This is a genomic window from Clostridium chromiireducens (genome assembly GCF_002029255.1).
In the GTDB taxonomy this organism is placed as follows: Bacteria; Bacillota; Clostridia; order Clostridiales; family Clostridiaceae; genus Clostridium; species Clostridium chromiireducens.
This window is the reverse complement of the sequence record NZ_MZGT01000022.1, coordinates 22,237-46,350: the sequence shown is the minus strand read 5'-3', so window position 1 is coordinate 46,350 and position 24,114 is coordinate 22,237. Positions and strand designations below refer to the sequence as shown.

Below are 24,114 nucleotides of genomic sequence, written 5' to 3'. Positions count from 1 at the left end.
ATTTTATAATTATAATTGACAAAATAGACAAAGTGGTCTATTATTAAGTTAAGAATTTAACAATCTATTCGAGGTGATAAAATGATTAAGACAACAAAAGGAGAGCAGTCCAAAATAAGATTAATTGAATGTGCTGCAGAGTTGTTTTTGCAAAAAGGATATAATGCAACTGGAATTAATGATATTTTAGCAGGTACAGGATTACCTAAAGGATCATTTTATTTTCACTTTGCAAGTAAAAAAGACTTAGCTATTAATGTTTCAGCTTATTATGAAAACAAAATTGGAACATGGATATTTAACACTTCTAAGGGAAAGATTTGGACAGATTTTATAACTGAAATAGTACAGAAAATGATTGAAGAAGCAGAAAATGAAAAACATTATGGGTGTCCTTTTGCGGTATTAGGCCTCGAAATAGCTTTTTCTGATCCAGACATCTCAGAATATTATTATAAATCTATGAAAAAATTAATACATATTTTTGCCTCTGTTCTTAAGTTTTCAGATATACCAGAGGACAAGATAGATATTTTATCAAATCGTGCTTTTGCTATATATGAAGGATATTTACTGTATTATAGAATAGGCAAAGATGTAGAAGTATTAAAAATGATGTTAAGGGATTTAATAGATATATATGAAAATTTTAAGGAGGTGAAAGCATGAAAGAACAAATAAGAAATTATATTAAAAGCAGAGGAGTAGATGATGTAGGATTTGCATCAGTATCTGAATATTTAAGTCCAAATACACCTAAAATAGAATCTTTTTTTCCTAGAGCAAAATCAATAATAGTAATGGCTTATAAAGAATTGACGACTTGTGAGAGTAGCGATCCTCAACTAGCAATGAATGGAAGATTGGATAAGAAAGAGGTAATGAGATCTGATGCTTATAAGATATGTCATTATTTAGAGGAGGAATTTAATGCAAAGATTCTTTCCATACCAGAATCATTTCCTAGGGGAGGAACCTCAGCAGTATCCCTTAGGCATGCTGCAGTGGCAGCGGGGTTAGGAACTTTTGGAAGACACAATCTTGTTATACATCCTAAGTTTGGAACAAGAGTTACTTTCACTGCAATAGTCACTAATTTAGAGATTGAGCCAGACGATAAAATAGAAAATAGATTTTGTAATGATTGTAATATTTGTGTTAAAAGTTGTCCAGCAAAGGCTTTAGATGAAGAAGGTAAAACCGATGTGAGAAAATGTATGACAGTTTCGCAGCCGTTTTCCTTTGTATCATACTTATCATTTTTAGATAAATATGTTGAGGCTAGTAAAGAAGAAAGGCAAGCAATGACGATGGAATTCTTTCCTTATTATCAAGCCACTGCATATACAACACAATATTATTGTTTTAATTGTTTAAAACTATGCCCAGCATGTAGAAGTATTTAGATAAATCCAATTTAAATTTAGGATATATTTTTTAAAAAACAAAATAAACAAACTGGTCTATTAATATTTGTTAACAAGTGACAAGAATATGTTAAATTATAGGAGGAATAGAAAATGAGAGATGTAGTAATAGTAAGTGCAGTAAGAACAGCAATAGGAGCATATGGTAAGACTTTAAAGGATGTACCAGCTGTAGATTTAGGAGCTATAGTAATAAAAGAGGCTGTTAAGAGGGCCAATATAAATCCAGAAGAAATTAATGAAGTGATTTTCGGAAATGTTCTTCAAGCAGGTTTAGGACAAAATCCAGCAAGACAAGCTGCTGTAAAAGCTGGATTACCTATAGAAATACCAGCTTTTACAATCAATAAGGTTTGCGGATCAGGCTTAAGATCTATTAGTTTAGCAGCTCAAATTATTAAATCAGGAGATGCTGATGCTATTGTAGTAGGTGGAATGGAAAACATGTCTAGTGCACCATTTTTACTTAATAATGCAAGATGGGGACAAAGAATGGGTCATGGAGAATTAGTTGATGAAATGATAAAAGATGGTTTGTGGGATGCTTTCAATGATTATCATATGGGTGTAACTGCCGAAAATGTAGCCGAAAAATGGAATGTAACAAGAGAAGAACAGGATGAATTTTCACTTTTATCACAACAAAAAGCTGAAAATGCTATAAAGAATGGAGAATTTAAAGATGAAATTGTTCCTGTAGTAATCAAAACTAAAAAAGGTGATATAATATTTGACCAAGATGAATTCCCTAGGTTTGGTAATACTATAGAAGCATTAAAAAAACTTAAGCCTATTTTTAAAGAAAATGGTACTGTAACAGCAGGAAACGCATCTGGATTAAATGATGGAGCAGCAGCATTAGTAATAATGAGTGCGGATAAAGCTAAAGCTCTTGGAATAAAACCACTTGCTAAAATTACTTCATATGGATCAGCAGGGCTAGACCCAGCAATAATGGGATATGGAGCATTCCATGCAACAAAAGCTGCTTTAGATAAAATAAACTTGAAAGCTGAAGAGTTAGATCTAATAGAAGCAAATGAAGCTTATGCATCACAAAGTATAGCAATAGCTAGAGATTTGAATCTAGATATGAGTAAAGTTAATGTTAATGGAGGAGCTATTGCACTTGGACATCCAATAGGAGCATCTGGAGCACGTATATTAGTTACTTTATTGCATGCAATGGAAAAAAGAGATGCAAAGAAAGGTCTTGCTACTTTATGTATCGGTGGAGGTCAAGGGACTGCACTAGTAGTTGAAAGAGAATAAATTTAAATTTTCAATAAAAACTATAAGTTTATTTTAGCCTAATTTATGACCTTGATATGTTTAAGTGTAGGTGTTAAGTCTAATATTTAGATTTAACATTTGCACTTATTTTTTTGGATAATATATAGGGATGATATTAAAATAAATATTGTCTTAACAATATTTATAAATTTATATCATAGCTTGATATGTGAAAATCAATTCAATATAATAGAGGCATGTCTAAAACTAGAAAAGATCTATATTAAATTAATCAATATAACTACAAAGGATGGAGATGCCTTTATGGATAGTAAAGAAATATTAATTGAAAATTCTCATAGGAGAAGTGAAAGCTATGGCGTTGAGAAGAAATCTAATTACTCAAAAAAGATCCTATTTGGTTCAAAGTTGGAAAAGATTCTAAATGATAATAAGGAATTGATTGAAGTATCCAAAGTATATATAGATATGGTTTTTTCAGCAGTTATGGATAATGAATTCATTATATTATTAACAGATAGAGATGGGTGTATTCTATATATAAAAGGTGCAGAAGAAAATAGTGGAAAACTAGAAGTGGATAATATTAATATTGGTGCCTATATGGATGAGCAGAACATAGGAACGAATGCGATGGGAACTGCTATAAAAGAAGATAGGTGCATTCAAATAACTGCCAATGAGCATTACATTCAAGGTTTTCAAAAATTAACTTGTTCAGCTGCACCTATTCATAATAGCAGTGGTGAGATTATAGGAACTTTGAATTTAACAGGAAGAAGTAATATGAAACATCCACATACATTGGGACTAGTAGTTTTTGGAGTAAAAGCAATTGAAAATGAATTAGATAAGAAAAAAATTAGTGATATTTTGATTCAGACCTATAATTATATGGAAAGTGTTATAGATAATGTGGACAAAGGGATTATGATTATAGACAAAGATGGCAAGATTATTAATATAAATAAGTTAGGTGCTGAAATATTTAATAGAGATAAATATTCTTTACTAGGCGAAGAGATGCATTATATTTTACCCGATTTAGGAAACATTATAGAAGAATCGGACAAAAGAAATAGACCTATAATTAAGGAAGTAAAATTAAAGCATACAAGTAGCTATAAAACCAAACTTTTTTTCAAGGGCATAAAACATAAGGATATTACTGTTGGACTGGTTGTAACTATGAGTAATGAAAAAGAAGAGATTGATATTAAAAATGTTAGTGGAGCATTTTTTACCTTTAATGATATAATTGGCGAAAGTGCTGCAATAGAGAATGTGATAACAAATTGTAAAATTATTTCAAATAGCCCTTCAACAGTATTGATTCAGGGAGAAAGTGGGACAGGAAAAGAAGTTTTAGCCCAGGCTATGCACAATTATAGCTTAAGAAGAAGTAATAAATTCATAGCCATTAACTGTGGCGCTATACCAGCCAATATAATTGAAAGTGAATTATTTGGATATGAGGATGGCACTTTTACTGGAGGAAAAAAAGGAGGAAATCCCGGAAAATTTGAGATAGCAAATGGTGGAACCTTGTTCTTAGATGAAATTGGAGAAATGCCATTAGATATGCAAGTTAAGCTACTCAGGGTACTTCAAAATAGTAGAGTAACAAGACTTGGTGGAAGTAGGGAAATTTCTATAGATATTAGAGTAATAGCGGCTACAAATAAGAACCTTAAAAATGAAGTGAAAAAAGGGAATTTTAGAGAGGATTTGTATTATAGGTTATGCGTTATTCCGATAAAGCTGCCTCCACTAAGAGAAAGAAAAGGCGATGTAGTTAAGCTTATAGAATATTTCTTTAGAATAAAATCTTTCAAATTGAATAAACCAATTCCAGATATTAGTGAAGAATTATATAGTAATCTATTAAGCTACAATTGGCCAGGAAACATAAGGCAGTTAGAAAACTATATAGAGAATATAGTGAATTTAGATGGAAAGTTATCTTTTGATTTATGGGATGAAAATGATTATAGAATCTCTGAAGAAATTAATGAACTAGAATCAATAAATGATTGGAATAGGGAAAGTAAAGTAAATTATCTAGAAATAATGCATAATGAAAATAATAAAAAAAGATTTAGTGAAATTTTTGACGCAAATGAAGAAGAATTTAATTTAGAGATAATAGAAAGTAAAGCTATCAAAGCTGCGATAAAATTATGCAATCATAACATGAGCAAAGTTGCAAAGACTTTAGGTATAAGTAGAAATACATTGTACTTAAAAATAAAAAAATATAATATTAAAATGTCCTAAAATAATACACTGTCCTAAAATAACACAGTAATTATATGATAATGTGTAATGTTTTAGGACATTTTTATTTCAAAACGTTGAATAGAAAAATGTCGTAAGCTGACGGCAAATGGATAGATTAAATTTGAATATAATTTATTTAATACTTTATATTTAAGAGAAAACTGTGGGAAGTATGGGATTAAGAATGAATGCAGATTATTTTTCATATGTTTTTTGATGTATAAGGAATAATTTTGAAGGATTTAGTAGAAAGATTGATAAAATTATAACAAGTTGGCATGAATATTGCTTAATATAATCATGTGGTTAGAAAGACATATTATAGAAAACCTAGAAATTATACATAACCTTGTTTTTAAATATGTCAAAATAAAAAATGACAGATAAATATTAGGAGGAATTAAATTTATGGCACGTTTTACTTTACCAAGAGATTTATACCATGGAGAAGGATCGCTTGAAGTTCTTAAGACTTTAAAAGGAAAGAAAGCTTTTGTAGTTGTTGGCGGTGGATCAATGAAGAAGTTTGGCTTTTTAAAGCAAGTAGAAGACTATCTAAAAGAAGCTGGAATGGAAGTTGAATTATTTGAAGGGGTAGAACCAGATCCATCAGTTGAAACCGTAATGAAGGGTGCAGAAGCTATGAGAAACTTTGAGCCTGATTGGATTGTTGCTATGGGTGGTGGATCACCAATAGACGCAGCAAAAGCTATGTGGATATTCTACGAATACCCAGACTTTACGTTTGAACAAGCAGTTGTTCCATTTGGATTACCAGAGCTTAGACAAAAAGCCAAATTTGTAGCTATTCCATCTACAAGTGGTACAGCTACAGAAGTAACAGCATTTTCTGTAATCACAAATTATACAGAAAAGATTAAATACCCATTAGCTGATTTTAATATAACTCCAGATATAGCTATAGTAGATCCAGCGCTAGCTCAAACAATGCCTGCTAAATTAACAGCTCATACTGGAATGGATGCATTAACTCATGCTATAGAAGCATATACTGCATCACTTAGATCAAATTTTTCAGATCCATTAGCTATTAAGGCAATAGAGATGGTTCAAGAAAACTTAGTTAAATCATATGAAGGAGATAAAACTGCTAGAGATTTAATGCATGAAGCTCAATGTTTAGCTGGAATGGCATTCTCAAATGCGTTACTTGGAATAGTTCACTCAATGGCTCATAAGGTAGGAGCGGTATTCCATATTCCTCATGGATGTGCTAATGCAATTTTCTTACCATATGTAATTCAATACAACAGGGTAAAATGTGAAAATAGATATGCTGATATAGCAAGAGCATTGAAATTGGAAGGAAATAGCGATGCAGAATTAACAGATGCATTAATAGCAGTAATAAATGAATTAAATGATAAATTAAGTATCCCTCATTCAATGAAAGAATATGGAGTTGAAGAAGCTGATTTCAAAGCTAATCTTTCATTCGTAGCTCATAATGCAGTTTTAGATGCGTGTACTGGTTCAAATCCAAGAGAAATAGACGATTCAACAATGGAAAAATTATTTGAATGCACATATTATGGAACAAAGGTTAACTTATAATAAGTTCTGTCAAATAGATTCATTATAATTAAAGATGAACTAAGAATTAGAATAACTATTTTTTTAGTATAAACCAAATTAAGAAGAATAGTTTTAAGTTAAATAGAGTGACAATTTTATTTATATAAAAGTTAATTGGATTAAGGTTAAAAAATTCCTATGGACTTAATTGAATTAATATATTAAGATATCGTTAGAAAGTTATTTGATAGCAACGGCTCTCGCCTTAGAGAGCTTTTGTTATTATGAAAACTATTAGGAATAACATAGAAAAATAGTAAATATAAGTAATGATGAATTACTGTTTAGCTATTTAAATTATAGGGGGTACAAAGATTGTATAAAATAGTTAGCAAAAGAGAACTTACGGATAATATATTCTTAATGGATATAGAAGCACCTAGAGTTGCTAAATCAGCAAAACCAGGTCAATTTATAATTATAAAAAATGATGAAAAAGGTGAAAGAATACCTTTAACAATAGCAGATTACGATAAAGAAAAAGGAACAGTCGCAATAGTTTTTCAAACTGTTGGACAAGGAACAAAACAACTGGCTTCTTTTGAAGAAGGAGAGTTTGTTTGTGATTTTGTTGGGCCGTTAGGACAACCTAGTGAATTTGTTCATGAAAATATTGAAGATTTAAAGAAGCAAAATATCATTTTTATTGCTGGTGGAGTTGGAGCAGCTCCAGTATATCCACAAGTAAAATGGATGCATGAAAATGGAATTAAATGCGATGTTATAGTTGGAAGTAGAAATAAAGAATTATTAATATTAGAAGAAGAGATGAAAAAAGTTGCGGGAAACCTATATGTTGCAACTGATGATGGTTCGTATGGATTTAACGGTAGGGTTACAGATTGCTTAAAGGAATTGGTTGAAGTTCAAGGCAATAAATATGATCATGCTGTTGTAATTGGACCAATGATTATGATGAAGTTTATGGCAATCCTTACAAAAGAACTTGGCATTAAGACAACTGTTAGTTTAAATCCTATTATGGTTGATGGTACTGGAATGTGCGGTGCTTGTAGAGTAACTGTAGGCGGGCAAGTTAAATTCGCATGTGTTGATGGACCAGAATTCGATGGGCATTTAGTTGACTTCGATGAATCAATGAGAAGACAAACAATGTACAAAACAGAAGAAGGCAGATCTGTATTAAAGAGTGAAGAAGGAGATACTCACAACCATGGTGGTTGTGGATGTAAGGAGGATAAGTAATAGATATGAACGATAGAATGAAAAGAACACCTGTCACTGAACAGGCTCCTGAAGTAAGGGCTAGAAACTTTGAAGAAGTTTGTTTAGGATATAATGAGGAACAAGCTATAAAAGAAGCTAATAGATGTTTAAATTGTAAAAATCCAAAATGTGTTGAAGGATGTCCAGTCTCAATTGACATTCCGGGATTTATCTCAAAAGCTAAAACAGGAGATTTTGAAGGGGCTGCTAAAGAAATAGCAAAATATAGTGCACTTCCAGCAGTTTGTGGTAGAGTATGTCCACAAGAAAGCCAATGTGAAGGAAACTGTGTGCTTGGAATAAAAGGTGAAGCTGTAGCAATCGGTAAGTTAGAAATGTTTACTGCTGACTGGTCAAGAAAAAATAATGTAGACTTATCACAAAGAGAACCCTCAAAAGGAAAGAAAGTTGCTGTTATTGGAAGTGGTCCTGCTGGACTTACTTGTGCTGGTGATTTGGCTAAAAAAGGCTACGATGTAACTATATTTGAAGCTTTACATGAAGCCGGCGGAGTTTTAGTATATGGTATTCCAGAATTTAGATTACCTAAAGATGATGTTGTAAAGGCCGAAATAGAAAACATAAAGAAATTAGGAGTAAAAATTGAAACCAACGTTATTATCGGAAGAACAATAACTATAGACCAATTAATGGAAGAAGAAAAATTTGAGGCTGTCTTTATTGGGTCGGGTGCAGGTCTTCCTAAGTTTATGGGGATTCCAGGAGAAAATGCAAATGGAGTATTCTCTGCTAATGAATTTTTAACAAGAGTAAACTTAATGAAAGCATTTAAAGAAGAATATGACACTCCAGTTAGAGCAGGTAAAAAAGTTGCTATAGTTGGTGGTGGAAATGTTGCTATGGATGCTGCTAGAACTGCCTTAAGATTAGGAGCGGAATCACACATTGTTTACAGAAGAAGTGACGCAGAACTCCCAGCAAGAGCAGAAGAAATACATCATGCAAAAGAAGAAGGAGTAATATTTGATGTTTTAACAAATCCAACAGAAATCTTAGTAGACGAAAATGGATGGGTTAAAGGAATGAAATGCGTTGTAATGGAACTTGGAGAGCCAGATGCTTCAGGAAGAAGAAAACCTGTAGTTAAAGAAAACTCAGAATTTATTATGGACGTTGATACAGTAATAATGTCACTTGGAACATCGCCAAACCCATTGATTTCATCAACAACTGAAGGATTATATGTAAATAAATGGAAGTGCATAGTGGCAAATGAAGATGGATTAACTACTAAAGAAGGTGTGTACGCTGGTGGAGATGCAGTTACAGGAGCTGCAACTGTAATTTTAGCTATGGGAGCAGGTAAGAAAGCGGCAACAGCTATAGATGAATATTTAAGTTAATTAGTTTTTATAATGAGGTACACAAAATAATAAATCAAATAGTAGAAATTAAATATTAAGTATAAATAAACTAACACTATGATAAAAAGGTCCAAGGTATAAGAATACATTGGACCTTTTTGTATGAGAAATAACTTAATGGTAGGATATGGAGAATAAATGGTAATGAATTGTATAATTTACATTGTTAGGTTGATTTTTTTGTGTTTGAATGTTAATATTACATATATATTGTTAAAATGTAAAATTGAATTGGAAATTTAGTTATAGTAGATGATAAGAAAATATAGAAATGAGAAAAAATTTGTTTAATATTTCTATAATATAAGGTAACTTGACAATGAATCAATTTGAAATCGATTTAATATTAGTTTTAGTTGGAGTAATTGTCTTTATATAATTTGTAAAAGGGGAAGTGTTTTTTTATTTAGAAATTAAAACACATAGGAACAATAAAGATTATTGGTATACAAGGGGGATTAAAAATGTTAAATGATTTAAAAGTAACGAAAAAGATTTTCTTATTTTCAACTACAATGATTCTACTACTTTTTATTCTTGGAGGTACAGGCTATTATTTTAATTTAAAAGCGAGTAAAAGTATTAATGAAATGTATCAAGAATCATTATTGCCAGTTGAGTGGTTAAATGATAATAGAGCGCAAGCTAGAACCATTGAAGGCGACATATATTATATTATTTTAGATACTAAAAATCCTAACGAGCAAAATTCAAAATTAGTGGATATCCAATCTAAAGCAAAATCTTTTGATGAAAAGTGGCAAATGTATAAAGAAATAAAACATGATGAATATGAACAGGAGACGATTAACACTCTTGAAAAAAACCTTAAAGAGTATAGAGAAAAAAGAGATGAAATCATAAAACTAGCTATGAATGGAAATCAGGATGCAGCATTAGAGAAATATAAATCAATTGATAGTATAGCTCAACAATTTCAAAAGAATTTGAAAGATTTAGCGTTTTACAGAGCTAGTTTAGCTGAAAACTTGAATAAACAAAATATTAATGATTTCAATTTTTCGACAAAGATTATTATTATAATTAGCTTAATTGCAGTATTTATTGGGACTATGCTTTCATTGGTTATTTCAAAGACGATATCAAACCCTTTAAAAGCAGCAGTACAATATATAAAAGTTTTATCAAAAAGGGATTTTACAGGGGTAATTTCACAAGAGCTTCTAAAGCGTAAAGATGAAATGGGAGAGCTTGCTAATTCAATTCATATGATGCAAAATGATATGAGTGCATTAATAAAAGAAATAATGGGCAGATCTCAGGATATGAATGCATCAAGCCAGGAACTTTCTGCTACGGTTGAAGAGCTTACTATTAAAGCTGAAAATATAGAAGCAGCAATAAATAGAATTACAAATGATGCACAGGAAACCAGTGCGTCAGCGGAAGAAATAAGTGCGGCTATAGAGGAAGTTAATTCAAGTATTACTATATTATCGAGCAGGGCTATTGAAGGAAGTAATAATGCTAATGAATCCAAAGGAAGAGCTACAGAAGTTCAAAATAGGGGGAAATCATCTGTTCAAGAAACAAGACGAACATACGACGAGAAAAAAGAAAAAGGATTAAGAGCTATTGAAGATGGTAAAATAGTAGAAAATATTAAGGTGATGGCGGATACCATTGCAGAGATATCAGAGCAAACTAATTTGCTTGCATTAAATGCGGCTATTGAAGCTGCGAGAGCAGGAGAACAAGGAAAAGGATTTGCAGTTGTCGCTGAGGAGGTTAGAGCATTAGCGGAGCAATCATCTGAAGCTGTAACCAATATTAAAAATACAATTATAAAAGTGCAACAAGCTTTTAAAAACCTTTCTGATAATAGTAAAGATGTATTAAACTTTATAAGGGATAATGTTGATCCTCAATTTGAATCAATGAAAGACATGGGGAACAAATATTATAATGATGCAGAGTTTGTTACAAATATGTCAAAAGAAATAGCATCTATGTCTAAAGAGTTAACAGTGACCATTAATCAAATAAATGAAGCAATACAAAATACAGCTGGAACGGCGCAGCAATCATCGGAAAATGCTGAAACAATAAAAGAAAGTATAAGCCAAACAACGAAAGCTATTGAACAAGTGGCAGTAACTGCTCAGCACCAAGCAGAGCTTGCGGAAAATCTTAATGAGATGGTTCATAGATTTAAGATTTAGATGAAGAAGTATTTTTTTGAAGCAGCAATATACTAAAGATTGCTGCTTCATTTTTATATGCAGTAAAGGTGTTAGGGAAAGATGGTATAGGATATCTTTTGCATATTATATTGTGAATTAGTTTAGTTACGGTATAAATACACTTTTGTATTTATAAAAATCTGTTGATAAAATTGCTAAATAGTTAATTAAATAATGATGTTTTTGGAAATATGTAAAAGAATTTTTACTTTTTTTGATTTTTTGCTATAATAGGATTAAGAGTTTTTCTCTTAATTATTATGGTTACTTCATTTATATTATTTACATCATATCATTTGGGGAGAATGTTGACATATAAAAAAATAGAATTTTAAAATTATAAAGGATATATTTTTTAGGCATGAGAAATTAAACTACAGCAATTAAGATACGAAATTACGAATCTTTAATTATTTTTTAAAATAATTAAAATCAAACTATTGATTTTATAAATGTTATAGTAAAAAAGATCTGAAATTGTAAGTAGAATGAGTAAAAAATTTATCTTGAAAGGGGCTTAAAATGAAAAAAATTATCCAACTTGAAGAAAAGATGTTAAAAGAACTTACCAATAGAGCACGTACAAGCAATATAATAGACTCTGAACTATTTTCAAAATATCAGGTTAAAAGAGGACTTAGGGATATAGATGGAAGAGGCGTTCTTGTAGGACTCACAGAAATTGGGGATGTTAGATCTTATATTGTTGAAGAAAATGAGATGGTTCCAATACCAGGAAAATTGCTTTACAGAGGCATAGATATTTCAGATATTGTCACGGGTTTTATGAAAACTAATAGTTATGGTTTTGAAGAGACGTGCTATTTACTTTTATTTGGAAATCTACCAAATAAAGAGGAACTTAAGGACTTTGAAGAGTTATTGGCGGAATATAGAAGTTTACCAGATGATTTTGTTCGTGATATGATATTAAAAATGCCGAGCAGGGATATTATGAATTCTATTGCAAGAAGTGTGTTGGCTTTTTATAGTCTAGATGATTCAGCTGACGATACTACAATAGAAAATGTGCTAAAGCAGTGTTTAAAACTTATAGCATGTTTTCCATTGATTGCAGTTTACGGTTATCAGGCGCATTCACATTATCATGGAAATAAAAGTTTATTTATACACAGTCCTCAAAAGAATCTAAGCACAGCTGAAAATATTTTATATATGCTCAGACCAGATAGTAAATATACAAAGCTTGAAGCAACTTTATTAGATCTTGCTCTTGTTCTCCATGCAGAACATGGAGGTGGAAATAATTCTTCTTTCGTTACACATGTTGTTACGTCTTCAGGTTCTGACACTTATTCGGTTATAGCTGCGGCGCTTGGATCTTTAAAAGGACCTAGACATGGTGGAGCAAATATTAAAGTGACACAGATGTTCGAAGATATAAAACAAAATGTAGAGAATTGGGAGGATGATAAGGAAATTGAGGAGTATTTAGTTAAGTTGCTAAATAAGAAAGCGTTTGATCGATCAGGACTCATTTATGGCATAGGTCATGCTGTTTACTCAATTTCTGATCCAAGAGCTGTAATTTTTAAGGAACATGTTGCAAGATTGGCAAAGGAAAAAGGGTTTGAAGATGAGTATAATCTATATGAGAAGGTTGAAAAACTAGCGCCTGAAGCAGTGGGAAAAGTGAGAAAGATGTATAAGGGCGTAAGTGCGAATGTAGATTTTTATTCAGGTTTTGTATATAGAATGTTAGATATTCCTCCTGAATTATTTACTCCTATCTTTGCCATTTCAAGAATAGCAGGTTGGAGCGCTCACAGAATTGAAGAAATAGTCAATTCAGGAAAAATAATTAGACCTGCATATAAGAGTGTTGTTAAAAGAAAAAAATATATTGATATAGATGAAAGATAAAAAAGCTATATAATAATAAATGTATATAGATAAGAAACGTGTGTACTAGATTAAATTTAGTACACACGTTTTTAGTTATCATAATTCATGCACAAATTAATATGAGAACAAGTTTTCATTTATTATATTCACTTATTTAAACTTTCTATTTGTAGCCTATTAACATGAAACATTTCTATATTTTTTGTTACTCTTGAATAAGACTATTAAGAATCATACCTGTAACAACAAGGGTGATACCTACAATACTAATAAGAGTTGGAACTTTGTCATGAAATATAAACAAACCTCCAAGAAGTGTAAAGATAACTTCACCTGATTGTGTTGATTCAACAACTGATAGCTTGTGAGTATCATTACTTACCATATCAGTAGCCTTGAAAAATAGTATAGTTGCAATAATACCTGAGAAAATAGCAACTATGAAAGATTGGAATACTTGTCCGCTACTTGGCAGTCCAACATCTAAAATACCACAAATAGATATTATTAACCAAAAAGGCATACTGCATAGTGTCATACCAAAAACTCTTTGAAAAGTAGTAAACTTGTTATCACAAATCTCGATCATTTTACGGTTGCCTAGGGGATAAGAAAATGCGGCTAAAACAACAGGGATAACTCCAAGAAGTGTTTGAGAAGTTGATATGCCTTTTGATATTTCTAGCTGCATTAAAAAAATACCCAAAAGAATTATTGAGGACATTAAGAGTGATTTTGTTGGCATTTTGTTTCTTACTTTATAAAAGCCATCCTCTGTTTCAACATTCCTATAAAATAATGGAGACATAAGTGCACCAGCAATTATTGTTATTTGCCAAGTTCCAGCAACTAACCATGATGGTCCGTATACTGATGCAAAACTTAATGGTGCATAAAAGAAGCCAAAACCTACTGTACTCCAAATCAACCATTGAATAGGTTTTTCTATAATATCATTTAGAACTGCCAGTAATTTATTGTTTATAACCATGATAAAAAATAGTATAGGTAACATAAAAATATATCTTAGAGATGAACTCCAAAGCCAGCTGCCTCCAGAAATATTCATTTGCTGATTAAGTATAAAAGTAAATGCAAAAAAAAATGATGCTGATATTCCTAATATAATTGCTTTTGCCATTTTCAACCCCCGTATGTTATAGTAAGATAAAATTATAAGTTAATATGAGAAGTAGTATATTATATATTATAAACCTGTATGTTATAATATACAATATATTTAGTATTTATGTTATAACATACATACTGGTAGGAGTGAGGCAATGAAAAGTTTGAATATTATAATTGGTAATAAATTAAAGGAAATAAGGAACACAAGAGAACTAAGTTTGGATGAGGCATCTAAATTAACAGGCGTAAGTAAAGCAATGCTTGGGCAAATTGAAAGGGGAATATCAAACCCAACAGTCTCAACACTATGGAAAATTGCAACTGGGTTAAAAGTATCCTTTTCATTTTTTATTGATGAGGATCAAGATGATTTAAAAGTAGTAGATCAGAAAGTTATAAAACCAGTAATTGAAGACAATTGTATGATGAAGCTATTTCCAATATTCCCTTTTGATGCAAGTAAGGGGTTTGAAATATTTACAATTGAATTAGAACCAGGGTGCAATCATATATCTCCTCCACATAATGATGGGGTAGAAGAATATGTTATAGTTACAGCAGGGCAGATTGAATTGGAAATAAATAATAGAAAGTTTATATTACAAAAAGGAAATTCTATTAAATTTGCCGCTAATAAACCACATTCTTACAAGAATTTCAGTGAAAGAATAGCTATATTTCAAAATGTTATACTTTACTGCAAATAGTAATGAAAATGCTTAGTGTCCTGCACCAAGCATTTTATTTTACTAGTCCCTCCATATATGCCATAAAGCATTATTCGTGCCTCTAGCAAATACATCAGTTCTATTAGGTCCCCAAGAAACGGCAGCTGGATCGGAGGTGAGTATACCTCCTATGTCTTGCCAATCGCTCCAGCGAGTTCCATTCCAAATTATTGTTTGAAGCTGATTATTTTCTCCTCTTGCAAATACCTCAAGTCTATTAGAAGTTCTAGAGGAAACAGCAGGAGCAGAAGTTATATTGCCACCTAGGTTCTCCCAATCACTCCAATTTGAGCCATCCCACCACTTATGGTACAGCTGATTTCCTTGACCTCGAGCGAACACATCAATTCTGCTATTGCCCCAAGAAACAGCAGCAGGAGATGAAGTAAGAACACCACCGAGACTCTCCCAATCACTCCAACTGGAATCATTCCAGTATTTATGATAAAGCACATTATTGGTACCACGTACAAAAGTATCAATTCTATTATTACCCCATGAAGAGGCAGCGGGAGATGAAGTGAAAATACCACCGAGGTCTTCCCAATCACTCCAGTTAGTGCCATTCCAATATTTGTGATACATGGAGTTACTTGTGCCTCTTACAAAGACATCAATTCTATTAAGTCCCCAAGAAATAGCTGCAGGGGCAGATGCTAAAACTCCGCCTAAGCTTTCCCAGTCACTCCAGCTAGATCCATTCCAGTATTTATGGTACAAAGCATTGTCGCTGCCAGCTACGAAAGTATCAAGTCTATTTGTTGACCAAGATGAAACGCCTGGTCCAGAGTTTAGTACACCACCAAGATCTTCCCATTGACTCCAATTAGTGCCGGGAATTGGTGTAGGGCTAGGTGCTGAGTCGCTGTATCTTAAGGTGAATGCAATTACATTTCTAAAAATACGGTTAATTATGCCATTAGGAATGCCAGAAGAGCGTAGTTCAACAAAAATTTTGTTATATCTTCTTCTAAAATCGTTAAAAATGGAGTTTGTTCTTTGATTAATATTTCCTGTATAATTTGAAGAATTGTCTAATGTAAAAGAAATAACTGTTCTAAAATAATTATCGATTATCCCTTGAAATCCTGTATAGAGCTGAGGTTGCTGAGTTTGAAGAGCTCGTATAATTTTATTCACATCCTGTTCAGAAGCTCGAGTATCGCGTAAGTAATATCTATCATAAAATGAATCAAGTTCATCAAGTACTTTTCGATCATTATCGTTATTATACCCTCTAAATTTAGCATTTAATGATGGAAAATCAGCGTCTTCCATAAAACTAGGACAGTAAAAAAAATCATCAATACACATTTGATATCACCTTATAATATTTTTTATGGTTTAAGAACCTATCAAATTCATATTATGAATAATGTTTAGGAGTGTTACTGAAAGAAGAAAACAACAGTTTCACTATTAGAGATATTCTTTTATTAAGTATAATGTAATATACTTAAACTAGGAAAAGTATATTGGAGTGAGATGAATGAATAATAACGAATCTAAAGCTATTAGTAAGTTAATAAAAAAAGATTTTAATAAGCTTGGGCTTACTATTTTAATGAAAGAGTTGTTGGCTAATTTAGCTGTAATAATTTTTGCTATGTTTATTACATTAGTCGAGATTATAAAAGATCCTAATATAACTAACTATCAATTAGAAAAGGTTCTAGATAATGGAACTTATAATGGAATAATGAGTATAGTTGCAGTCTTGGTTTCATTTATTCCATTTCTCATATATAGAGGAAAGAAATTTTTTTATTATGATTTAAAGTTAGAAAATAGAAAATTTACTTTTAGAACTTTAGTGTTTGGTTTTATTGTAATAATAGCTATAAATAGTTCATTGGTATTGTTTTCTAATATCTTAGAAATAGGCTTAAATGCAATTGGATTAAGTGCTAATTCAGCATTGGAAGATCTGGATGCATTAAATGAACTCACAGTACCAATGATTATTTATTCGTGTATATTGGGACCTATAATCGAAGAATTTATATATAGAGGTGCAGTTCTTAGGAGTCTGCAGAAACATGGAAAGCGTTTTGCTATAATAGTTTCAGCATTATTATTTGGATTGATGCATGGCAATTTCTTTCAGATATTTATGGGAGTTGGGATAGGTATAATATTAGGATATTTAGCGACTGAGTATTCAATAAAATTAACTATAATTTTACATATTATTAATAACATTAGTGTACAAGTATTATCACAATCTACTTCATATGTAACTAATAATACAAATATAATTATTAATATGTCTCTTATATCTGTCAGCTTAATAATACTAATAATAGCTATTCTTAGAAATAAGAATAATATTACTGGGTGGCTTCAAGCTAATACTACAGAAAAGGGAATTTGGCTTAAGTTTTTCACTTCTATTTTAGTAATTGTAGTAATCATTTTTGATTTGTTTAGTGTTATAAGTAGTATAAAACCAATTTCATAAAGGTTCGTGAAAGAAAAATGATTAATAATGTAATTCAATTTAGATTAAAATAATAATATTTGAATAATAAAGGTAACTGAAAATATGATTTTATGCAGAAAAGTAATTCAAAATGTATAAATAAATTTTTCAGTAACCTTTATTTTTTATTGGTATAATTACTTGGTTTATAAAGGAAGTATTAGTAACTTAGTAAAAGACATTTATATAAAACTGGAATATGATTTCACAAAATCCAATGTCATGAATAAAAAATTATTTAAAACATTTACTGATGCAATAAAATTGTAATTATACTGTAACAAGAATGTGACAATTAAATAATACAATACCACTATATAATAATTAACTGAGGCTCACGGTATGAGGAGGTAAAAATGAAAAAATATAAATTCACTAAAGAATATTTAGGGATATCTTTAATTTTAATATTATCTGGAATATTAAATTTTGCAAATATAGGAATAGAGGGGAATGGAAATGGGTATTATGCCGCAGGAGTAAAAAGTATGACATTGAGTATCAAAAACTTCTTTTTCGTATCTTTTGATCCGGGGAGCTTTGTAACAATTGATAAACCGCCACTTGGATTTTGGATTCAAGCAATATTTGCTAAGATATTTGGATTTAGCGGGTGGAGTATACTGTTACCACAAGCTTTAGCAGGAGTAATATCAGTTTATCTTATATATTATCTTGTTAAAAGGGCTTATGGGACCGAAGCAGGATTAATATCAGCAGTCTGTCTTGCTATAACTCCAGTTTTTGTAGCAGCAAGCAGGAATAATACTATTGATAATCTGCTTGTAGTTACGTTACTTTTTGCGTGCATTATGCTTACTTTTGCTGCAGAAAAAGGAAGGGTAAAGTATTTATTTATGAGTTTAATACTTGTGGGAATTGGATTCAATATAAAAATGTTAGAGGCATATATGATTGGGCCGGCATTTTATATTACATATCTTCTTTCATCAACAATATCTTTTAAAAGGAGAATTGGTAATCTTGTTATTGGTACAGTTATTCTTTTTGCAGTATCTTTATCGTGGGCGTTAATTGTTGACTTAGTTCCATCACAAAACAGACCTTTTATTGGTAGCAGCACAAACAATAGTGTTTTAGAACTTATAATTGGTCATAATGGCTTAGAAAGACTTGGATTAAGTGGCAAATCTGTTAGAGATAATGATGGAAATAACAGAGGAATGGATGAATCACCTCAAAATAATGATAAAGGAATGCATGGAGTGACACCAACTATTAAGAATCAGAAAAATGGAAATATGCAGTCACCTAATGGTACTGGACAAAGCGGTATTCAGGGTTCTTTTGGAGGTCAAGCTCAAGCTGGCATAACAAGATTATTCTCTAAAAATAGTTTGTCTGATCAAATAGTTTGGTTTTTACCAATAGCGTTAATAGGTTTTGTGGCAGGTGCATTAAAGGAAAAATTGCGATTTAAATTAGATAATAAGAGGAAAATATCGTTAGTTCTTTGGTTTATATGGTTAGCACCTGAATTTATATATTTTAGTTACACAACAGGTCTATTTCATCCTTATTATTTAACTATGATGGCACCTCCAATAGCAGCTTTAACTGGAATTGGAGTGGTAGCTATGTGGGAATTATTTAAAGAAGGCAAATGTAAATCATGGTTGCTGCCAGCTTCTTTATTAGCAGAGGGGGTAACCCATTTAGCAATGTTCTCCAACTTTGAGGCTAATATATCAGGTATAGCTAGAAATATTATTATAGCTGGTTTAATACTGTGTTTTTCTGCTTCAGGAATGTTGATTATATTGAACATTATTACGATTATTAGAAGAAAAAAATATACAGACTTAAATAGCAATAAAAATGTGCGCATTAAGAAGATAGTATTAGGGTGTGGGATTCTAGGAATTTTAACTACACCATTTCTTGGTGCTAGTGCAGCTATAACTCATAGTGTAAATAGTACTATCCCTTGTGCTGGATTAGAACTTCTTTCAAACAATAAAATAGGAGGTTTTAATGCCGGAAGAAATAATTCTAGCTCAAATTCAAAGTTAATAAATTTTTTAATTAACAATAGGGTAGATGAGAAATATATACTTGTTGTTGCTTCATCACAAAGTGCTGATAATATTATCATTCAAACTGGCGAACCAGTGATGGCTCTTGGAGGTTTTTCAGGTTCAGATAATATAATATCATTAGATCAATTTAAGGAATTGGTTAAAAATGATGAAGTAAGATATGTACTTACTGGAGGTATGGGTCGTGGTGGCAGTAGTGAAATTATGAACTGGGTCACTAAAAACGGTACATTGGTGCCTCAAAGTCAATACAAAGATGTAGTACAAAACAGTGAGTCTAAAAATAGTGATGAAAATAAAAATTTAATAGGACAAAACATGGCAAGGTTTAGTAGTAATAATTCAGAGCAACTTTATGATCTAAAAGGCGTAGCCGATACGTTAAAATAAAAATTAACATAACTATTATAAATGGATGAATTATTTTATCCATTTATTTAATTGTAACAATTTAATACAGTTCATTAGAAAAGGAGAGAAAGGAATGGGGAAAACTAGCGGTAAAAAATATATACTAAGAATAAGCTTAATATTGGTACTAATAGTATCAGTATTTATAAGTATTTTTTCTGTGCAGAATTATAATAGTAATAGTTTAATGAAGCAAAACAACCAAGTTGATCTAAACAGAGATAGTCAAGTAAATCGAAATCAGGGAAATCAGTCAAATATAAATAATAACAAGCAAATAGGAAACAATAGAAATATGCAAAGGGGAGGTGGAGGCAGTAAATATCTTCAGCAACTTACTGTATACTCTGTAGTATTTTTAATTTTAAGTTGTGGGATTTATTATTTTTTACGTAAAAAAGAGATAAAAGTAGATTTTCATGATGAAAGGCATATTTTAATTACATTGTTAGCAGTAGGATTCCTTTTGAGAATAGGAGCTTCAACTTTAATGAATGGACATAATGATATTAATTTATTTAAGAATTGGGCACAAGTAGCGGCTAATGGATTTTCACAGTTCTATTCTAATGCAAGGCAGGCAGATTATCCGCCTTTATATATATATGTTTTAGCATTAATCGGGAAGTTGGCTAGTTTACCAACTTTAAATGCATATTATATATTGCTGCTAAAAATACCTTCTATAGCAGCGGATGTTATTTCAGGCTATTTTATATATAAATTAGGGAAAAAATATTTAAGCTCTTTAATCAGTATTTTATTGGCATTTTTTTATATATTCGATCCAGCTGTATTTATTGATTCAACATTTTGGGGACAAGTTGATTCTTTCTTCACATTATTAATTATATTTGCAGTATATTTCTTATGTGAGAAGAGATATGTGTTTTCATCTTTAATATTTGTAATTTCAGTATTAATGAAACCTCAGGGAATTATATTCTTTCCAATACTTTTCTTTGAATTAGTAAGGCAGAGAAAAGTAAAGAATTTTATCTACTGTGCAGTTTCTTCCGTAGTTACTGCAATAATTATTATAATTCCATTTGCTTTTAATCAGCAAAGTCCATTTTGGATTGTTAATTTATATTCTAGAACTATATCAGAGTATCCATATGCTTCTGTTAATGCATTTAATTTCTTTAGTTTAATAGGCGCCAATTATAAAAATGACAATAGAACTTTATTTTTGTTTAATTATCATACAATAGGAATGGGTTTTATTATAATAACAACTTTAATAAGTTGGTTTATCTATATTAAAGGAAATAATAGGAAGTATATTTCTGCAATAGGGCTGCTTCAAATAGCGGGAGTGTTCACTTTTTCGGTTGGAATGCATGAACGATATCTATTTCCTGCAGTGGCATTAGCTATTGTAGCTTATATTTATTTAAGAGATGCAAGGTTCTTCATTTTGGCCGTAGGGTTTAGTATTACTAGTTTTATCAATATAGCTATCGTACTTTTTGGTGCAACTGAATCTACTTTTAATATTTTTCTTAGAGGAAGCGCAGTTTTAAACATACTATTAGTAATATATTTAGTAAAAATTCTTCTAGATAATACTTTAAAAAGAGTTTCTAATAATTTAAAATTAATAAAAACAAAGCAATAAAGAAATTTCCTAATACTAATTTTCTTACTTTGTGACTATATTGTAACGAAGAAGGATTATAATGAGCTGTAAGGCAGTTATTTCGGAGGTATGACCATGAAAGAAAAAAAAATACTAGTTGTTGATGATGAACAATTAATTAGAAAACTCGTAACAGATTTTCTTAAAAGACAAGGATATAGAACTATTGAAGCAGAAGACGGTAGACAGGCGTTAGACATCTTCTCGTTAGAGGAAAATATTGATTTAATAATTCTCGATGTTATGCTGCCTGAATATGATGGTTTTACAGTATGTAGGGAAATAAGAAAAAAATCTAAAGTTCCAATTATTATGTTAACTGCAAGAGGAGAAGAATTTGACGAAGTGTTTGGGTTAGATATTGGTGCTGATGAATATATTTCGAAACCGTTTAGTCCCAATGTATTAATTGCAAGAGTGAATGCCGTATTAAGAAGAGCCACATCAACAGTTATAGATTCTAGGCTTAAAGAATTTCAGGGATTAAAGATAGATAAAAATGCTCATCAAGTTACTATTGAAGGGAATATTGTTGACTTAAGCCCTAAAGAATATGAACTACTAACTTATCTTTCTGAGAATTATGGAAAAGCTCTAAGTAGAGAACAGATACTTGATAAAGTATGGGGATATGATTACTATGGTGATTTAAGAACAGTGGATACACATATAAATAGGTTAAGGATAAAATTAGATACAAAAAGTGATTATGTACATACTGTACGTGGATACGGTTATAGATTTGAGGTAGATAAATGAATAAATCAATAAGATCAAGGCTTTTTATGTCAATTACATTTCTACTTATATTCTTTATTCTACTTTTATGGATGTTAAATAGTTTATATCTTGATCAATACTACATCAATAATAAGAAAAGCATGCTCATAGAAAGTGCAAAAAAATTAACTGATATGTACACAGGAAATGCGGATGATACTCAGGATGAGTTAGATAGGATGGCTAACATAATTGGGGGAAACATAGATATTCGTGATAAAGAAGGGAAGCTGGTTTATAAATCTTCAAGAAGGCTGCCAAATGAAAAAAACATTATTGATAACAATCATTCAAAGGGTAATATGATGCCGCTGCTAGATCAAGATGATGAAAAAAATAAATATGATCGTTATACTGAAGGCGAATATATATTTGAATCAAGAAGAGATATGCAGCTAAAAGTTGATTTCTTAACACTTGTTACAAAATTAAATAATAGTGATATATTAACTATAAGGGTTCCACTGGTTTCAATAAGAGAAAGTGTAAGTATTGCGAATAAATTCATATTAATAATTGGAGCGTTAATAATTTCATTAGGTAGTTTATGGGCGTTTTGGTTTTCAAAAAAATTTACCAAACCAATATTAGAGTTAAATAGTATAGCTCAAAATATGGCTAAATTTGATTTTAGTGAAAAATGCAAAATTAATGGAAAAGATGAAATTGGTCAGCTTGGACAAAGTGTTAATTATTTATCTGGTGAGTTAAATAGAGCAATCACAGAATTGAATATCAAAAATAGGCAGCTTGAAGAAGATATTGAGAAAGAAAGAAAAATAGATGAAATGAGAAAAGAATTTATATCTAGTGTTTCTCACGAGTTAAGAACACCTTTGTCTGTAATACAAGGGTATGCTGAGGGACTAGCATGTAATGTTAATGAAAGCGAGGAAGATAAAAATTTCTATTGTAATGTTATAATTAAAGAAACAGAAAAAATGAATAAATTAGTTAAAGACCTGCTTAATTTATCTCAAATTGAATCAGGATATTTTCATATAGAAAAGACAGAATTTGACTTAGTATCATTAATAGAATATGTTTTAAATAAATATAGGTCTATTTTTGAAGAAAATTATATACAAGTAATAACAGAACTTGGTGAAAGCTGTGTTGTTTTAGGAGATGTGACCAGAATTGAGCAAATACTCACAAACTATATTAATAATGCTATTAATCACATAGATAATACTAAAATAATTAAAATAGATAAAACAGTTATTGCTGATAAAGTAAGAATAAATGTTTTTAATACTGGCAGGCATATTCCAAATGAGTCACTTGATAAGATATGGGGAAGCTTTTATAAGGTAGATAAAGCTAGAACTAGAGCTTATGGTGGATATGGACTTGGTCTTTCAATAGTAAAAGCCTTAGCAGAGCTTCATAATAATGCTTATGGAGTAGAAAATGTTGAAGGCGGAGTTAAGTTTTGGATAGAAATGAATAAAGTTCATATTTAAAATTATATGATAATAATATAAAAAAGGGTTTTATTAGATTTAAAAGCCATGTATAGAAAGGAAGAATATATCCTTATATGCATGGCTTTATATGTTAATTTACAATAATGAATAAAAAGATTTTATGAAAATCTAACAAAATATATGCAATGAAAATTACAATTAAATGCAGAAT

Annotated in this window: 17 protein-coding genes; 15 read left to right on the top strand and 2 right to left on the bottom strand. The window is 30.7% G+C overall.

All coding sequences use genetic code 11. The annotated features are described in order from the left end of the window. Positions 1-81: 81 nt before the first annotated feature. From CLCHR_RS09645 to CLCHR_RS09605, 9 genes are all read left to right on the top strand, one after another. Positions 82-669, top strand: a complete 588-nt coding sequence (locus CLCHR_RS09645) for a TetR/AcrR family transcriptional regulator (protein ID WP_079439504.1) — start codon at positions 82-84, stop codon at positions 667-669. After that, positions 666-1,406, top strand: a complete 741-nt coding sequence (locus CLCHR_RS09640; protein ID WP_079439503.1) for an epoxyqueuosine reductase — start codon at positions 666-668, stop codon at positions 1,404-1,406. The genes CLCHR_RS09645 and CLCHR_RS09640 overlap by 4 nt, the downstream gene beginning before the upstream one ends. A gap of 114 nt (positions 1,407-1,520) precedes the next feature. Next, positions 1,521-2,699, top strand: a complete 1,179-nt coding sequence (locus tag CLCHR_RS09635; protein WP_079439502.1) for an acetyl-CoA C-acetyltransferase — start codon at positions 1,521-1,523, stop codon at positions 2,697-2,699. A 285-nt stretch (positions 2,700-2,984) separates the two neighbouring features. Next, the gene (locus CLCHR_RS09630) at positions 2,985-4,958 is read left to right on the top strand and encodes a sigma-54-dependent Fis family transcriptional regulator (RefSeq protein ID WP_079439501.1); all 1,974 of its coding nucleotides are present in this window, start codon (positions 2,985-2,987) and stop codon (positions 4,956-4,958) included. 411 nt (positions 4,959-5,369) lie between these two features. Next, complete coding sequence (locus CLCHR_RS09625; protein ID WP_079439500.1) at positions 5,370-6,536, top strand: iron-containing alcohol dehydrogenase; 1,167 nt, start codon at positions 5,370-5,372, stop codon at positions 6,534-6,536. A gap of 336 nt (positions 6,537-6,872) precedes the next feature. Then, positions 6,873-7,763: a sulfide/dihydroorotate dehydrogenase-like FAD/NAD-binding protein gene (locus CLCHR_RS09620; RefSeq protein ID WP_079439499.1), complete on the top strand. Its 891-nt coding sequence runs from the start codon at positions 6,873-6,875 to the stop codon at positions 7,761-7,763. Further along, positions 7,763-9,148, top strand: coding sequence for an NADPH-dependent glutamate synthase (gene gltA / locus CLCHR_RS09615; RefSeq protein ID WP_079439498.1), 1,386 nt, complete (start codon positions 7,763-7,765; stop codon positions 9,146-9,148). Before CLCHR_RS09620 ends, gltA begins: the two co-directional genes overlap by 1 nt. A gap of 485 nt (positions 9,149-9,633) precedes the next feature. Then, positions 9,634-11,352 carry a methyl-accepting chemotaxis protein gene (locus CLCHR_RS09610; protein ID WP_079439497.1) on the top strand — a complete coding sequence of 573 codons (1,719 nt, stop codon included), beginning with the start codon at positions 9,634-9,636 and terminating at the stop codon, positions 11,350-11,352. Positions 11,353-11,895: 543 nt separating this feature from the next. After that, the gene (locus tag CLCHR_RS09605) at positions 11,896-13,257 is read left to right on the top strand and encodes a citrate/2-methylcitrate synthase (RefSeq protein WP_079439496.1); all 1,362 of its coding nucleotides are present in this window, start codon (positions 11,896-11,898) and stop codon (positions 13,255-13,257) included. Between the two features lie 187 nt (positions 13,258-13,444). On the opposite strand, the gene CLCHR_RS09600 is transcribed toward CLCHR_RS09605, so the two are convergent. After that, on the bottom strand, positions 13,445-14,380 hold the full coding sequence (locus CLCHR_RS09600; RefSeq protein WP_079439495.1) for a DMT family transporter: 936 nt from the start codon (positions 14,378-14,380) through the stop codon (positions 13,445-13,447). 142 nt (positions 14,381-14,522) lie between these two features. On the opposite strand from CLCHR_RS09600, the gene CLCHR_RS09595 reads away from it, so the two are divergent. Next, positions 14,523-15,077, top strand: a complete 555-nt coding sequence (locus CLCHR_RS09595) for a helix-turn-helix domain-containing protein (RefSeq protein WP_079439494.1) — start codon at positions 14,523-14,525, stop codon at positions 15,075-15,077. Between the two features lie 42 nt (positions 15,078-15,119). Here CLCHR_RS09595 and CLCHR_RS25720 read toward each other — a convergent pair whose 3' ends face one another. Then, a complete protein-coding gene (locus tag CLCHR_RS25720; RefSeq protein ID WP_479723259.1) occupies positions 15,120-15,938 on the bottom strand; it encodes a PLL family lectin in 819 nt (272 codons plus the stop codon). Positions 15,939-16,587: 649 nt separating this feature from the next. Here CLCHR_RS25720 and CLCHR_RS09585 point away from each other — a divergent pair. From CLCHR_RS09585 to CLCHR_RS09565, 5 genes are all read left to right on the top strand, one after another. Continuing rightward, a complete protein-coding gene (locus CLCHR_RS09585) occupies positions 16,588-17,559 on the top strand; it encodes a CPBP family intramembrane glutamic endopeptidase (RefSeq protein WP_079439492.1) in 972 nt (323 codons plus the stop codon). 377 nt (positions 17,560-17,936) lie between these two features. Then, the gene (locus tag CLCHR_RS09580; RefSeq protein WP_079439491.1) at positions 17,937-20,030 is read left to right on the top strand and encodes a glycosyltransferase family 39 protein; all 2,094 of its coding nucleotides are present in this window, start codon (positions 17,937-17,939) and stop codon (positions 20,028-20,030) included. Between the two features lie 94 nt (positions 20,031-20,124). After that, complete coding sequence (locus CLCHR_RS09575; RefSeq protein WP_079439490.1) at positions 20,125-21,672, top strand: glycosyltransferase 87 family protein; 1,548 nt, start codon at positions 20,125-20,127, stop codon at positions 21,670-21,672. A gap of 96 nt (positions 21,673-21,768) precedes the next feature. Beyond that, the gene (locus CLCHR_RS09570) at positions 21,769-22,452 is read left to right on the top strand and encodes a response regulator transcription factor (protein WP_079439489.1); all 684 of its coding nucleotides are present in this window, start codon (positions 21,769-21,771) and stop codon (positions 22,450-22,452) included. Beyond that, positions 22,449-23,939: a sensor histidine kinase gene (locus CLCHR_RS09565; protein WP_079439488.1), complete on the top strand. Its 1,491-nt coding sequence runs from the start codon at positions 22,449-22,451 to the stop codon at positions 23,937-23,939. The genes CLCHR_RS09570 and CLCHR_RS09565 overlap by 4 nt, the downstream gene beginning before the upstream one ends. Positions 23,940-24,114: the final 175 nt, after the last annotated feature.

What these genes read in the sequence shown, in the direction of transcription:
- CLCHR_RS09570 (WP_079439489.1), top strand. Translation starts at nt 21,769, where the DNA reads ATGAAAGAAAAAAAAATACTAGTTGTTGATGATGAACAATTAATTAGA.
- CLCHR_RS09635 (WP_079439502.1), top strand. Translation starts at nt 1,521, where the DNA reads ATGAGAGATGTAGTAATAGTAAGTGCAGTAAGAACAGCAATAGGAGCA.
- CLCHR_RS09610 (WP_079439497.1), top strand. Translation starts at nt 9,634, where the DNA reads ATGTTAAATGATTTAAAAGTAACGAAAAAGATTTTCTTATTTTCAACT.
- CLCHR_RS09625 (WP_079439500.1), top strand. Translation starts at nt 5,370, where the DNA reads ATGGCACGTTTTACTTTACCAAGAGATTTATACCATGGAGAAGGATCG.
- CLCHR_RS09630 (WP_079439501.1), top strand. Translation starts at nt 2,985, where the DNA reads ATGGATAGTAAAGAAATATTAATTGAAAATTCTCATAGGAGAAGTGAA.
- CLCHR_RS09600 (WP_079439495.1), bottom strand. Translation starts at nt 14,380, where the DNA reads ATGGCAAAAGCAATTATATTAGGAATATCAGCATCATTTTTTTTTGCA.
- CLCHR_RS09580 (WP_079439491.1), top strand. Translation starts at nt 17,937, where the DNA reads ATGAAAAAATATAAATTCACTAAAGAATATTTAGGGATATCTTTAATT.
- CLCHR_RS09585 (WP_079439492.1), top strand. Translation starts at nt 16,588, where the DNA reads ATGAATAATAACGAATCTAAAGCTATTAGTAAGTTAATAAAAAAAGAT.
- CLCHR_RS09565 (WP_079439488.1), top strand. Translation starts at nt 22,449, where the DNA reads ATGAATAAATCAATAAGATCAAGGCTTTTTATGTCAATTACATTTCTA.
- CLCHR_RS09595 (WP_079439494.1), top strand. Translation starts at nt 14,523, where the DNA reads ATGAAAAGTTTGAATATTATAATTGGTAATAAATTAAAGGAAATAAGG.
- CLCHR_RS09605 (WP_079439496.1), top strand. Translation starts at nt 11,896, where the DNA reads ATGAAAAAAATTATCCAACTTGAAGAAAAGATGTTAAAAGAACTTACC.
- CLCHR_RS09575 (WP_079439490.1), top strand. Translation starts at nt 20,125, where the DNA reads ATGGGGAAAACTAGCGGTAAAAAATATATACTAAGAATAAGCTTAATA.
- CLCHR_RS09640 (WP_079439503.1), top strand. Translation starts at nt 666, where the DNA reads ATGAAAGAACAAATAAGAAATTATATTAAAAGCAGAGGAGTAGATGAT.
- CLCHR_RS09645 (WP_079439504.1), top strand. Translation starts at nt 82, where the DNA reads ATGATTAAGACAACAAAAGGAGAGCAGTCCAAAATAAGATTAATTGAA.